We start from the raw sequence: 13,772 nt of genomic DNA on the forward strand, positions 1-13,772 counted from the left end.
GCCGACGGTCGTCCACCACGCCCGAACCGCACCCGAAATACCCTGCACGAGAGCCCGAGCAAGGTCACCAGCTCGCGGCTAGTCTCGGAGGATGACCGAGCTTCTGGACCAGCGCGGTGTTCCAGCGAACCATGGTCACGCCGCCGAACGGGCGACCCAAGACCCGACCGTGGGCGAGCGCTTCCGCACCCACACGGTGACGAACCAGGCGCCCCCGCTGGACGGCTACGACCCGCTGGCCTGCGACCCGGCCCTGGCCGACGCCATCCGCACCGAGGCCCCCGAGGCGTCAGAGTCCGCCCTGACCCGCCTCGCCGAGCTGGCGCGCACGGTGGTCGGCTCGGCGGAGGGCCGCGAGCACGCCCGGCTGGCCAACGAGCACGAACCGGTCCTGCGCAGCCACGACAGGTACGGCAACCGGATCGACGAGGTCGAGTACCACCCGTCCTGGCACTGGCTGATGGAGCGCTCGGTCCAGGCCGGGGCGCACGCCGCGCCCTGGGCACCGGACGCCGGCCCCGGCGCGCACGTGGCCCGCGCCGGCGCGTTCTACCTGATGAGCCAGCTCGAGCAGGGACACTGCTGCCCGATCTCGATGACGTACGCGGCGGTGCCGGCGCTGCGCAACGACCCCGAGCTGGCCGCCCGCTACGAACCCGGCCTGAGCGCCTCGACCTACCTCCCCGGCCTGGCCGAGCCCACCGGCAAGGCGGCCCTGCTGGCCGGCATGTCGATGACCGAGAAGCAGGGCGGCTCGGACGTACGCGCCGGCAGCACCGTGGCGACCCCCACCGGGGATGGCACCTACCGGCTGGTCGGCCACAAGTGGTTCACCTCGGCGCCGATGTGCGACCTGTTCCTCACCCTGGCCCAGGCCCCCGGCGGGCTGACCTGCTTCGTGCTGCCCAGGGTGCTCCCGGACGGCACCCGCAACGGTTTCCGGGTCATGCGGCTGAAGGACAAGCTGGGCAACCGGTCCAACGCCTCGGCGGAGATCGAGTACGCCGACGCGCTCGGCTGGCGGCTCGGCGACGAGGGCCGGGGCGTGCGGACGATCATCGACATGGTGTCCGCGACCAGGCTGGACTGCGTGCTCGGCTCCGCCGCCCTGATCCGTATCGCGCTGACCGAGGCCGCGCACCACATCGCGCACCGGTCGGCGTTCGGCGCCCGGCTGGCCGACCAGCCGCTGATGCGCTCCGTGGTCGCCGAGCTGGCCGCCGAGGCCGAGGCGTCCACCCGGCTGGCGTTCCGGCTGGCCGGGGCGGCGGACCGGGGCGGCCGCGACGAGCGCGCGCTGCTGCGGCTGGCGCTGCCGGTGTCGAAGTACCTGGTGTGCAAGCGGGCCACCACGGTGGTCGCGGAGGCTGCCGAATGCCTCGGCGGCAACGGCTACGTCGAGGAGTCCGGGCTGCCCAGGCTGTACCGGGAGGCGCCGCTGAACTCCATCTGGGAGGGCTCCGGCAACGTCAACGCGCTGGACGCGCTGCGCGCCATCGCCCGCTCGCCGGAGAGCGTGGACGCCGTGCTCGCCGAGATCGACGCGGCGGCCGGGCAGTCGTCTGCGTTCGACGCGGCCGTCCGCGCGCTGCGCGCCGAGCTGTCCGCGCCGGACGAGCGGCGCGCGCGGCGGCTGGCCGAGCTGATGGGCGTGTGCCTGCAGGGCTCGGTCCTGGTGCGGCACGCGCCGAGCGAGGTCACCGAGGTGTTCCTGGCCGCCCGGTTCGGCGACGAGCCCAACTGGCGCACCGCCGGCACCCACACCGCCTCGGATGCCGCCACCGCCGCCACCCTGGCCAGGGTGACACCGCACGCCTAGGCGACGGTCACGTGCCGGGGCCAGCCCTCAGGCGCGCCCGACAAAAAGGGCGCTACGACAAAAAGGGAAGGCTAAACCCCGTTAAGCCGGAAGAAAAGAAGATCGGCACGACGAAAAAGGCCGACGAAAAGAAGAGATCCGGCCGTCACGTGTGTTCCTCGGCATCCCATGCCGGTCACCAGCTAGCCGTGGACGCAACAACCCCACCTCCCCTCGTCGGCTGGACGAGCCACCTCGCCCGCATGCTCGTATAGTGCTCGACCGTCGTCGGGGCGTCAACCAGCGTCAGGATCAAATCTTTGTCAACCACCGAGCTGATAATCACATTGGTGACCGCTGTGATCGGCGCGCTGATCGGAATCGTCACCGCGCATTATTACTACCGCAAGGGCGGGGCGGCGCGCCCGGGACTGCTCGTCGGCATGGAAGAGCTCGCCCGAATCGACCCGTCGACGCTGGGTGTGCAGGTCGACATGCGGATCGGCACGATCAAGGTGACCAACCTGGTGGTGCTGGAGATCGCGGTGACCAACAGCGGCCACCGCGACCTCATGGTCCGCGACGCCGCCGACCCGGAGAAGCACGCGCTGCGCCCGCGCGTCGAGCTCCCGGAGGGACTGCGCTCGCTCGCGGACCCATGGAACCCGGACGGAGTCGCGCCCGGCGCCGATGTGCGGATCGCACGACAGCTGCGCAACGACAACCGGCAGTTGCTCTTCGTCCACCTGCATCGCCTCGCCCGAGGCGCCACCTCGAAGGCACGGGTGCTGTGCAGCTACCGGACGGAAAACCCGCCGGGGCGGCTGTCCGGAGCCGATCTCCGGTTCTTCCCCGGGTTCCTGCCGAACGTCGACATTCGCCCGGCCGGCCTGCTCAGGGAGGCGGGCCGGGTTCCCGAATAGCGGTGCCGGTATCGGCTCGCGGAAGGTTACCCGCGGACATAGAGTTCGGTCTGGATACCGGCCGGGGGCGAGGGAGGGGATCGGTGTGGTTGACGCCGCGCTTGTGTACGGGAGCGCCACCGAGCTGACGGAGGCGATGGCCAGCGGCCGCGTCTCGTCGGTCGAGCTGACCGAGGCCGCCATCGCACGGATCGAACGGCACGACGCGACGATCAACGCGGTGTGCGTGCCGGACTTCGAGCGGGCGCTCGCGGCCGCCAGGGACGCCGACGCCGCGCGTGCTCGCGGTGAGGTCACGCCGCTGCTCGGCGTCCCGATGACCGTCAAGGAGTCGTACCACGTCGCCGGCCTGCCCACGACCTGGGGATTCTCGGCGTTCGCCGACTTCGTCCCGGACGCCGACGCGGTGGCGGTGGCGCGGGTCAAGGCGGCCGGGGCCGTCGTGCTGGGCAAGACCAACGTGCCGGTCGGCCTCGGCGACTTCCAGAGCTACAACGACCTCTACGGCACCACCCGCAACCCCTGGAACCCCGACCGCATCCCGGGCGGCTCCTCCGGTGGCTCGTCGGCCGCGCTCGCGGCGGGGTACGGGCCGCTGTCGCTGGGCTCGGACATCGGCGGTTCGCTGCGCAACCCGGCGCACTACTGCGGCGTCTACGCGCACAAGCCGTCGCTCGGGCTGTTGACGGCGCGCGGGCACACCCCGCCCGGCGTGCCGGCCGTGCCGGGCGAGAGCGACCTCGCGGTGATCGGGCCGATGGCGCGCACCCCCGGCGACCTCTCCCTGCTGCTGGACATCCTCGCCGAGCCCGACGAGCTGTCCCTCGGCACCGCCTACCGGCTCGCGCTCCCGCCGTCGCGGCACACCGACCTGGCCGACTTCCGGGTGCTGGTGCTCGACGCCCACCCGCTGATGCCCAGCTCGACCAGCGTCCGGAACGCGATCAACGACTTCGCGACCGAGCTGGCCAACGCCGGGGCGAAGGTGACGCGGGACAGCCCGCTGCTGCCCGACCTGAGCGACGCCGCCCGGCTCTACATGCGCCTGCTGATCTCCTTCCTCTACGCGAACATCCCGTCGGAGCAGTACGAGGCCGTCCGCGAGGCGGCCGCCGGGCTCGACCCGGACGACCGGAGCCTCGCCGCCGAGCGCACCAGGGGCGGGGCACTCAGCCACCGGGACTGGGTCATCGCCGACGGCCGGCGCGCGGTCCTGCGCCAGCAGTGGCGGGAGCTGTTCGCCGAGTTCGACGTGGTGCTCTGCCCGGTCATGTCGACGCCGGCGATCCCGCACGACCACAGCGGCATGGCGGAGCGGCGGATCACCGTCGACGGGACCGACTACGAGTACTTCGACCAGTTGGCCATGGCCGGCGTGGCGACGCTGCCCGGCCTGCCGGCCACCGCGCTGCCCATCGGCCGCTCCGAGGAGAACCTGCCGATCGGGGTGCAGGCGATCGGGCCGATGTACGGCGACCGCACCACGCTGAGGTTCGCCGAGCTGGCCGAGCAACTGGTCGGCGGCTTCACGCCCCCGCCGCTGGACTGACACAAGGCGTGACGCACGGGCCGGCGCGCCACCAGTCGCCCAGCTCGGCGAGCGCCTCGTCGCCGAACGGGTTCACCCCGGGGCCGGCCGCCAGCGCGTGCCCGACGTGTACGTGCAGGCACTTCACCCTGGTCGGCATGCCGCCGGCGCTGACGTCGGTACCCAGCGGTTCGAGGGCGTCGCGCTCGGCCAGGTAGCGCTCGTGGGCGCGGCGGTAGGCGGCGGCCAGCTCGGGGTCGGCGGCCAGCCGGTCGGTCATCGCGCGCATCCGCCCGGCCGCCTCCAGGCCGCCGACCTGCGAGCACAGCCGCGCGCAGGTCAGGTAGTAGAGCGTGGGGAACGGCGTGCCGTCCTCCAGGCGGGGGTGGGTACGGACCACGGCCGGCAGCCCGCACGGGCAGCGGTACGCCACGTCGTGCAGCCCCCGGGGCCGGCGTCCGAGCTGGGCGGCCACCGCGTCCCGGTCCGCCTCGGTCACGGTCGTCGGCTCGGTCACTTCGGCGTCATTTCGGCGGTGCTCCTCGCAGGTCTGTCCACAGCTTGTCGAACCACGGGGCGCGCGCGGCGGCCTCCGCGTCCGGGGTCGTCGAGGGCACGTCGCTGGGCAGCTGCACGACGTAGGGCGTCTCCCCCGGCCAGACATACCCGAGCCGCTGGCGGGCCTCGGCGGCCACCGCGGCCGGGTCGCGGAGCTCGTCGCGGCGGCGGGTCTGCTGGTCCACCTGCTCGGTCAGCTGTCGCTGCCTGGCCTGCAGCGCGGACAGCTCCTGGCGCTGGGTCAGGAAGTTGCGCAGCGGCACCGCCACGGTCAGCGCCAGCGCGCACACCACCAGCGCGAGCACCGCGGCGTGCCGGGTCGAGGACACCCCGAGCATGCCCGAGGTGGCCACCGCGACCCGGTGCGCCCGGCTGCCCCTGATCGCGTCCGACGCACCACCGGCGGCGGCGCCGCGCACCTTGCCGCCCGGCGTCGGCGATGCCCGGACCGGGCTCGCGTTCGAACCCCGATCCGCCCGCCCGGTACCCGACGCCCGCCCAGTCGCCGACGCCCGCCCGGTACCCGAGGCGCGCCCCGTGCCGGTGCCGCGCGGATCGCCGGACGGCCGGCCCCGTCCGGACCGCGCCCGGCCGGGGTCACCAGCGGCAGGCATGTACTCCCTCAGTCCTCCGGGGTGTAGCGCGGGTACGCCAGGTCACCGAGGTAGCGGGCGGCGTCGCCCAGGGTCTCCTCGATGCGCAGCAGCTGGTTGTACTTGGCCACCCGCTCGGACCGGGCCGGCGCGCCGGTCTTGATCTGTCCGCACCCGGTGGCCACCGCCAGGTCGGCGATCGTGGTGTCCTCGGTCTCGCCGGAGCGGTGGCTCATCACGCACTTGTAGCCACAGGAGTGCGCCAGCGTGACGGCGTCCAGCGTCTCGGACAGCGTGCCGATCTGGTTGACCTTCACCAGCATCGCGTTGGCGGCCTGGCGGGAGATGCCGTCCTCCAGCCGCTCCTGGTTGGTGACGAACAGGTCGTCGCCGACCAGCTGCACCCGCCCGCCGATCTGCGCGGTGAGCGCCCGCCAGCCGTCCCAGTCGTCCTCGGCCAGCGGGTCCTCGATGGACACCAGCGGGTACGAGCCGAGCAGCTCGGCGTAGAAGTTCGACATCTCCTCGGCGGAGCGCTTGGAGCCCTCGAAGGCGTAGGTCCCGTCGGTGAAGAACTCGGTGGCCGCCACGTCCAGCGCCAGCGCCACGTCCCGGCCCACGGTGAGCCCGGTCTTGCCGATCGCGTTGGCGATGAAGTCCAGCGCGGCCCTGGTGCCGGACAGCTCGGGCGCGAAGCCGCCCTCGTCGCCCAGCCCGGTGGACAGGCCCTGCGCCTTGAGCACGGACTTGAGCGCGTGGTACACCTCGGCGCCCCAGCGCAGCGCCTCCCGGAACGACTCGGCGCCGACCGGGACGATCATGAACTCCTGCACGTCCACCGCGTTGTCGGCGTGCGCGCCGCCGTTCACGATGTTCATCATCGGCACCGGCAGCACGTGCGCGTTCGGCCCGCCGACGTAGCGGAACAGCTCCAGCCCCGACGACTCGGCCGCCGCCTTGGCCACCGCCAGCGACACCCCGAGCAGCGCGTTGGCGCCCAACCGGGACTTGTCGGGGGTGCCGTCCAGGTCCACCAGCTTCTGGTCGACCACCCGCTGGTCGACGGCCTCCACGCCGAGCAGCTCGGGGCCGATCTCGTCGAGCACGCCGGCCACCGCCCGCTCGACCCCCTTGCCGCCGTAGCGCCGGGAGTCCCCGTCGCGCAGCTCGACGGCCTCGTGCTCGCCGGTGGACGCGCCCGAGGGCACCGCCGCCCTCGCCAGCGTGCCGTCGTCCAGTGCGACCTCCACCTCCACGGTGGGGTTGCCTCGAGAATCGAGAATCTCGCGGGCGCCGACCTGCTCGATGACGGCCACATCAGCTCCTTGGATCAATCTGGCTCAAGCATTGGGTATCGGTCCCGCAGAGCCTAACCGCCGGGCCCGAGCGGGCTCCCGTGCGCCGCGCCACCAAACCTACGCCCGCCCGGGTCGGTAGCCGGCCTCCCGGAGCACCGCGGTCAGGTAGTCCTTGATCTCGGCGCGGCGGCTGGTGTCCGGATAGCCGCCGAGGTGGTGCAGGACCGCACCGTTGAGCAGGCCCAGGAGTACCTCGGTGTTGCCGTGCTCGGGGAGCTGGCCGTGCGCGCGGGCGCGGTCCAGGGTGGCTCGTACCGCCTCGCCGCGCCGGTGGCCGTGGGCCTCGCGGTAGGCCTCCAGCAGTTGGGGGAAGTCGTCGACCGCGCCGTAGAGCCGGCGCAGCATCCGCCGGTTGCGCGGCCGGGCGAGGTAATCCGCCCAGTCGTCGAGCATCCGGTCGAGGTCCGGCCAGTCCGGCCATTCGGGCCGCTGGTGGTCCTCGTTGTCCACCCGGTCCGCCCACTCGATCGCCCGCGCCAGCAGCGTCGTCTTGTCGGGGAACCGGCGGTAGACGGTCGCGCGGGTGACGCGGGCGCGGCGGGCGACCTGCTCGATGCTGGTCGCCCCGGCGCCGCACTCGGTGAACAGCTCGAAGGCGGCGGCCATGATCGCCAGATCCGTCCGCTGGTCGCGCGGGCGACCTGGACGCCGTGGGGGTTGCACGTGAAAAACAATACAATGCTGCGTTGTATTGTTACGGACGTGAGCCGCGAAAAGATCACCCTGTCCGGCGCTCAGGAGACCCTGCTCGCCACCCTGTACGGCCGCGCGCTGGACAGCCGCTCACCGAACTCCGTGCTCGGCGACCACGAGGCCGCCCGCGCCGTCGACCGGATCGACTACGACTTCGGCCGGACCGGGATCTCGGCGACCACCGCCGCCGGCGTCGCACTGCGCGCCCACCAGCTCGACGGCTGGACCCGCGAGTTCCTGGCCGAACACGAACACGCCACCGTGCTGCACCTGGCCTGCGGCCTGGACACCCGCGTGCACCGGCTCGCCCCCGCCCCCACCGTTCGCTGGTTCGACGTCGACTACCCCGAGGTGGTCGACCTGCGCGAGCGCCTGCTCCCCCCGCCCGGCGGCGACTACCACCCGATCGGCACCTCCGTCACCGACGAAGCCTGGCTCGACCAGGTGCCCTCCGACCGCCCCACGGTCACCGTCTTCGAGGGCCTCAGCATGTACCTGATCAAGCAGGACGGCCGGCGGCTCATCGAGCGGATCACCGGCCGATTCCCGAGCGGCCAACTGCTGTTCGACTGCTACGGCACGATCGGCATCCGGCTACAGAAGCTCGTGCCGGCGGTGCGCAACGCCGGCGCCACCCTGCACTGGGGCATCGACGACCCGCACGAACTGGAGAACTGGCACCAGGGCCTGCGGCTGCTGGACGCGATACGCAGCGTCGACGTCCCCGGGCTGGACAAGCTGCCCGCGTCGGGCCGGCTGGGCATGCGGGTGATGGCGCACATCCCCGGGCTGCGCGACATCGGCCGGATCCTGCGCTACCGGTTCTGAGGCCGAGGGGCTCGCGCTCGCGCGTCGCGGCGGGTGGCTCTAGCGTAGGAACGACCATGACGCAGGCTCCCTTCTCCGACAACGGCGACAACGGCGACGACAGAGACAACAGCGACGACACCACATTCGCCTCGTTCAAGCGGGCCGAGGCCCTGCTGTCCCAGCGCCGCCCGCTGGACGCGGTGCAGGCCCTGCTCCCGGTGCTCGCCGCGCAGCCGGACGACGCCTCGGTGCACCTGCTCGCCGGCCGCGCGTTCCTGGACTCCGCACAGCTCCGCCGCGCCGAGGCCGCGTTCACCCGGGTACTGGAGATCGACCCGACCGAGCACTACGCCCGGTTCGCGCTGGGCAAGGCGCTGCAGCGGCAGGGCAGGCTGACCGAGTCGCTCGCCCAACTGCGCATGGCCGACGCGATGGCCCCCCGCCCGGAGTACCAGGACGCGCTCGGCGAGGTCCGCGCACGCATCGCCATCGAGCAGGCCTGAGCGGGGTTATCGCCAACTTTTGGCAGGTAGGCCCCCCGACGACCGGCCGTAGCGAGTTCGAGATCACGGTGCTATAGCTCTCGCCCGCGAGTCAGGTTAGGCTCCGCACCATGAGGTTAGGCTGGCCTTTAAGTGCACTGATCGGCGAGGGCGCGGCATGCTGAGCAACGCGCTGATCGGCCTGCGCGAGGGCCTGGAAGCCGCCCTGGTGGTGAGCATCCTGGTGGCGTTTCTGGTACGGAGTGAACGCCGCGCGGCGCTGCCCTGGGTCTGGGCCGGCGTGGCGGTGGCGGTCGCGCTGAGCGTCGGCGTCGGGGCGCTGCTCACGTTCGGCACCCAAAGCATGAGCTTCGAGGCGCAGGAGGCCTTCGGCGGCAGCATGTCCATCGTCGCGGTGGGCTTCGTCACCTGGATGATCTTCTGGATGCGGCGCACCGCCCGCGCGCTGTCCGGCGAGCTGCGCGACAAGCTGGCGCAGGCGCTGGAGATCGGCTCCTGGGCCGTGGTGCTGATGGCCTTCCTGGCGGTCGGCAGGGAGGGCCTGGAGACCGCGGTGTTCTTCTGGGCCGCCGCGCAGGCCGCCGGCGAGACCACCCAGCCGCTGATCGGCTTCCTGATCGGCATCGCGGTCGCCGTGGCGCTGGCGTACCTGATCTACCGGGGCGCGGTCCGGATCAACATGGCCAAGTTCTTCAAGGTCACCGGCGTGCTGCTGATCTTCGTCGCGGCCGGCATCCTCGCCTACGGCGTGCACGACCTGCAGGAGGCCGCCATCCTGCCGGGCCTGCACACGCTGGCGTTCGACATCAGCGAGGCCGTCCCGCTCGACTCCTGGTACGGGACGCTGCTCAAGGGCATCTTCAACCTGTCTCCCCAGACCACCGTGCTGGAGGCCACGGTCTGGGTGCTGTACGTGGGCATCGTGCTCACGCTGTTCCTCCTGCCGATCCGCACCCGGCGCGCCACCACCACCGCCGCACCCGCCTGAGCGCGGTCCCCTACCCCGCACCCCGAGGAGAACCCGTGGCAACCGCCCGCACCCTGATCATCCCGACCGCGCTGGTCAGCGCGGGCGCCCTACTCGCCGGCTGCGGCGGCGGCTCCTCCGGCGGCGGCGCCCCGGCCGACGACGGCACCATCAAGGTCACCGCCACCGACACCTCCTGCGAGGTGTCCAAGAAGGAGGCGCCCGCCGGGCACATCACCTTCCAGGTGACCAACAAGGGCAACAAGGTCACCGAGTTCTACCTGTACGGCACCGGCGACCGGATCATGGGCGAGGTGGAGAACATCGGCCCGGCGCTGACCCGCAAGCTGGTGGTCGAGGTGCCCGACGGCGGGGCGTACACCACCGCGTGCAAGCCGGGGATGGTCGGTGACGGCATCCGCGCGCCGTTCACCGTGACCGGCCAGGCCAACCGCTCGGTGGACAACAACACCAAGCTGGCCGAGGCCACCGCCAGCTACAAGCGGTACGTCACCTCGCAGATCGACGCGCTGGTGCCCAAGACCGAGGAGTTCGTGAACACCGTCAAGTCCGGCAACGCCGAGGCGGCCAAGGCGCAGTTCCCGGTCGCCCGCACCTACTGGGAGCGGATCGAGCCGGTGGCCGAGTCGTTCGGCGACCTCGACCCCAAGGTGGACGGCCGCGAGGACGACGAACGCAAGCCCGGGGAGCAGTTCACCGGCTACCACCGGCTGGAGAAGGACCTCTGGGTGGACGGCCTGAAGGCCGACTCGGGCGCGATCGCCGACCAGCTGCTGGCCGACATGAAGGACCTGCAGAACCGGGTCAAGACCGTCGAGCTGACCCCGGTGCAGCTGGCCAACGGCGCCAAGGAGCTGCTCGACGAGGTGGCCACCGGCAAGATCACCGGCGAGGAGGACAGGTACTCGCACACCGACCTGTGGGACTTCAAGGCCAACGTGGAGGGCTCGAAGGCCGCGGTCGCCGCGCTGCGCCAGGTGATCGACGAGAAGGACAAGGCGCTGGGCCCGACGCTGGACCAGCGGTTCGAGGCCGTCGACAAGCTGCTGGAGGGCTACCGCGCCGGTGACGGGTTCAAGCTCTACACCGCGCTCAACGACGCCGACAAGAAGAAGATGGCCGAGGCCGTGGACGCGCTCGGCGAGCCGGTCAGCAAGGTCTCCGGGGTGGTGACGAGGACGTGAGCGATCCAGCCGGGCCGGCACCGGGGCCGGCACAAAACGAGTCGGAGGAGCCCCGGTCGAGCCTGTCCCGGCGCACCCTGTTCGGGCTGGCCGGGGCGGGTGCCGCGCTGGCCGGCGCCGGCGCGGCGGTCGGTGCGGCGGTCGGCTCGTCGGCGAACTCCGGCCCGGCCGAGGAGGCCGCCGCCATCGCCTCCCCGGTGGAGTTCCACGGCGAGCACCAGGCCGGCATCGTGACCGCCGCCCAGGACCGGATGCACTTCGTCGCGCTGGACGTCACCACCGGCGAGCGCGCCGCGCTGGTCGACCTGCTCAAGAAGTGGACAAGGGCGGCGGAGCGGATGACCGCCGGCGCCGAGGTCAGCCCGCTGGGCGCGGTGGGCGGCAACCCGGACGCGCCGCCGGACGACAACGGCGAGGCGCTCGGCCTGGCCGCCAGCCAGCTCACGCTCACCCTGGGGCTGGGTCCGTCGCTGTTCGACGGCCGCTTCGGGCTGGCCGACCGCAAGCCCGCCGCGCTGGCCGAGCTGCCGCACTTCCAGGGCGACAAGCTCGACCCCGCCCGCAGCGGCGGCGACCTGTGCATCCAGGCCTGCGCGAACGACCCGCAGGTCGCCGTGCACGCCATCCGGCACCTGGTGCGGATCGGGTTCGGCACCACCGCGGTGCGCTGGTCGCAGCTCGGGTTCGGCCGGACCTCGTCCACCTCGACCGCGCAGGCCACCCCGCGCAACCTGTTCGGCTTCAAGGACGGCACCAACAACGTCAAGGCCGAGGACCCGGACGCGCTGCGCGACCACGTCTGGGTGGCGCCCGGCGACGGCCCGGCCTGGATGGCCGGCGGCAGCTACCTGGTGGCCCGGCGGATCCGGATGCACATCGAGATCTGGGACCGGACCTCGCTGTCCGAGCAGCAGCGCCTGGTCGGCCGCAGCAAGGGCACCGGCGCCCCGCTGGGCAAGTCCAACGAGTTCGACCTGGCCGACTACCAGGTCTCCGGCAACGACGGCCGCCCGCTGATCGACGAGAACTCGCACATCCGGCTGGCGTCGGCCGCCGAGCACGGCGGCGCCCGGATGCTGCGCCGGGGCTACAACTTCGTGGACGGCGCGGACGGCAGCGGCCACCTGGACGCCGGCCTGTTCTTCATCGCGTTCGTCCGCGACCCCGGCAAGCAGTTCGTCCCCATCCAGCGCGCCCTGGCCAGCAAGGACGAGATGACCCAGGAGTACCTCGAACACACCGGGTCCGCCCTGTTCGCCGTCCCGCCCGGCGTCAAGCGCGGCGGCTTCTGGGCCGACGGCCTGTTCGGCTAGGCCCGCGGCGCGGCCTTCTTCTGGCCGACCAGCAGGGCGACGGGCACCACGATCGTGCCGATGATCGCGGCGCACAGGAAGGCGGCGTGCGCGCCGGCGGCGTCGGTACGGCCGGTGGCCGGCGCGGCGGAGGCCAGGCTCATGACCGTGATGAACAGGGCGGTGCCGGCCGCGCCGGCCACCTGCTGCAGGGTGGTGACGATCGCGCTGCCGTGCGAGTCCTGCCCCGGCGGCAGCAGCCCGAGCGCGTAGGTCATCAGCGGGGTGAACATGAACGACAGGCCGATGACCAGCACGACGTGCATCGCGATGAACAGCAGCAGCGGCGACGACGGCCCCAGCGTGGTGAACGCCCACAGCGCCGCGCAGAGCACCACCGCGCCCGGCAGCGTCAGCGGCCGCACCCCGACCTTGTCGTAGAGCCGGCCGACCACCGGCCCGAGCAGCCCCATCGCCAGCCCGCCCGGCAGCACCGAGAGCCCGGTCACGAAGGGGTCCACCCGCAGCACGTCCTGCATGTACAGCGGCAGCAGGATGATCACGCCGAACAGCGAGATCATGCCCAGCACGATCAGCACCAGGGAGACCGTGAACGGCCGATGGGCCAGCGGCCGCAGGTCGAGCAGTGCCCGGTCGTCACGCTGCAGCCGCAGCTGGCGCGCCACGAACACGGCCAGCGCCACCAGCCCGACCAGCGTCGGCAGCCACGGCGGCAGCGGGGCCCCGCCGCGCGCGGACTCGCCGACGCCGCTCAGCCCGAACACCAGCCCGCCGAACCCGAGCGCGGACAACAGCACCGACGCCAGGTCCAGCGGGACGCGGTTGGTCTCGCTGTCGATGCGCAGCCAGGTGGCACCGGCCGCGAGCGCGAGCAGGCCGATCGGCAGCACGATGATGAACATCCAGCGCCAGCTCAGCGCGGTGAGGATCACACCGGAGATGGTCGGGCCGATCGCGGGCGCGACGGCGATCACGACGGTGATGGTGCCCATCATGGCGCCCCGCCGCTCGGCCGGGATGAGCCTGATCACCGAGGTCATCAGCAGCGGGACCATCACCGCCGTGCCGACGGCCTGCACGATCCGCCCGACCAGCAGCATGCCGAAGCCCGGCGACAGCGCGCAGATCAACGTGCCGGCGCTGAACAGCGTCATCGACGCCAGGTAGACCTGGCGCGGCCGGAACCGCTGCAGCAGGAACCCGGTGGTCGGGATCACCACGCCCATGGTCAGCAGGAACCCGCTGGTCAGCCACTGCGCCGTGCCGACGGTGACGTCGAGCGCGGTGACCAGCGCGGGCAGCGCCACGCTCATGATCGTCTCGTTCAGGATCATGACGAACGCGGACGCCACCAGTAGCCAGACGACCAGGTCTCCCTTGGCCGGCGCAGCGGGAGCGGCCGGAGCGGGCGGCTCGGTTGCCGCCGGGATCCCCGCCTCCGGCGTGCCGGGGTCGTGCTCCTCGACGGCGCGAGCCATCAACGGTCCTCCCATCGTGGATGCAAACGTTCGACGCCGGCGAGG

At 72.3% G+C, this 13,772-nt stretch carries 13 protein-coding genes; 8 read left to right on the forward strand and 5 right to left on the reverse strand.

The window, feature by feature from the left end; translation table 11 throughout:
- The first annotated feature begins 91 nt into the window (after positions 1–91).
- From N912_RS0139565 to N912_RS0139580, 3 genes are all read left to right on the forward strand, one after another.
- Entirely contained in the window at positions 92–1,819 is a 1,728-nt protein-coding gene (locus tag N912_RS0139565; protein ID WP_084211632.1) for an acyl-CoA dehydrogenase family protein, read from the forward strand.
- Between the two features lie 338 nt (positions 1,820–2,157).
- Complete coding sequence (locus N912_RS66120) at positions 2,158–2,721, forward strand: hypothetical protein (RefSeq protein WP_028926785.1); 564 nt, start codon at positions 2,158–2,160, stop codon at positions 2,719–2,721.
- Positions 2,722–2,857: 136 nt separating this feature from the next.
- Positions 2,858–4,270, forward strand: coding sequence for an amidase (locus tag N912_RS0139580; RefSeq protein ID WP_051581463.1), 1,413 nt, complete (start codon positions 2,858–2,860; stop codon positions 4,268–4,270).
- Here N912_RS0139580 and N912_RS0139585 read toward each other — a convergent pair.
- From N912_RS0139585 to N912_RS0139600, 4 genes are all read right to left on the reverse strand, one after another.
- Complete coding sequence (locus tag N912_RS0139585; RefSeq protein WP_028926787.1) at positions 4,248–4,766, reverse strand: DUF501 domain-containing protein; 519 nt, start codon at positions 4,764–4,766, stop codon at positions 4,248–4,250. The two genes, N912_RS0139580 and N912_RS0139585, sit on opposite strands and share 23 nt — an antisense overlap.
- A gap of 7 nt (positions 4,767–4,773) precedes the next feature.
- Positions 4,774–5,421, reverse strand: coding sequence for an FtsB family cell division protein (locus N912_RS62815; RefSeq protein ID WP_084211636.1), 648 nt, complete (start codon positions 5,419–5,421; stop codon positions 4,774–4,776).
- A gap of 8 nt (positions 5,422–5,429) precedes the next feature.
- Positions 5,430–6,716, reverse strand: a complete 1,287-nt coding sequence (eno, locus tag N912_RS0139595) for a phosphopyruvate hydratase (RefSeq protein WP_028926789.1) — start codon at positions 6,714–6,716, stop codon at positions 5,430–5,432.
- Between the two features lie 99 nt (positions 6,717–6,815).
- Positions 6,816–7,421 (reverse strand): TetR/AcrR family transcriptional regulator, encoded by a 606-nt coding sequence (locus tag N912_RS0139600; RefSeq protein ID WP_245645760.1) that lies wholly within the window; start codon positions 7,419–7,421, stop codon positions 6,816–6,818.
- Positions 7,422–7,460: 39 nt separating this feature from the next.
- Here N912_RS0139600 and N912_RS0139605 point away from each other — a divergent pair, with 39 nt between their 5' ends.
- From N912_RS0139605 to efeB, 5 genes are all read left to right on the forward strand, one after another.
- Entirely contained in the window at positions 7,461–8,279 is an 819-nt protein-coding gene (locus N912_RS0139605) for a class I SAM-dependent methyltransferase (protein WP_028926791.1), read from the forward strand.
- 56 nt (positions 8,280–8,335) lie between these two features.
- On the forward strand, positions 8,336–8,764 hold the full coding sequence (locus tag N912_RS0139610) for a tetratricopeptide repeat protein (protein WP_028926792.1): 429 nt from the start codon (positions 8,336–8,338) through the stop codon (positions 8,762–8,764).
- A gap of 157 nt (positions 8,765–8,921) precedes the next feature.
- Positions 8,922–9,752, forward strand: coding sequence for an iron uptake transporter permease EfeU (gene efeU, locus N912_RS57515; RefSeq protein WP_037068971.1), 831 nt, complete (start codon positions 8,922–8,924; stop codon positions 9,750–9,752).
- Positions 9,753–9,787: 35 nt separating this feature from the next.
- Positions 9,788–10,936, forward strand: coding sequence for an iron uptake system protein EfeO (gene efeO / locus N912_RS0139620; protein WP_051581437.1), 1,149 nt, complete (start codon positions 9,788–9,790; stop codon positions 10,934–10,936).
- A gap of 62 nt (positions 10,937–10,998) precedes the next feature.
- Positions 10,999–12,249: an iron uptake transporter deferrochelatase/peroxidase subunit gene (gene efeB, locus N912_RS0139625; RefSeq protein ID WP_028926794.1), complete on the forward strand. Its 1,251-nt coding sequence runs from the start codon at positions 10,999–11,001 to the stop codon at positions 12,247–12,249.
- Here efeB and N912_RS0139630 read toward each other — a convergent pair.
- Positions 12,246–13,727, reverse strand: a complete 1,482-nt coding sequence (locus tag N912_RS0139630) for an MDR family MFS transporter (RefSeq protein ID WP_084211640.1) — start codon at positions 13,725–13,727, stop codon at positions 12,246–12,248. The genes efeB and N912_RS0139630 overlap by 4 nt on opposite strands.
- Positions 13,728–13,772 lie beyond the last annotated feature (45 nt).

Source organism: Actinospineispora acaciae DSM 45401, assembly GCF_000620785.1.
GTDB lineage: Bacteria > Actinomycetota > Actinomycetes > Mycobacteriales > Pseudonocardiaceae > Pseudonocardia > Pseudonocardia acaciae.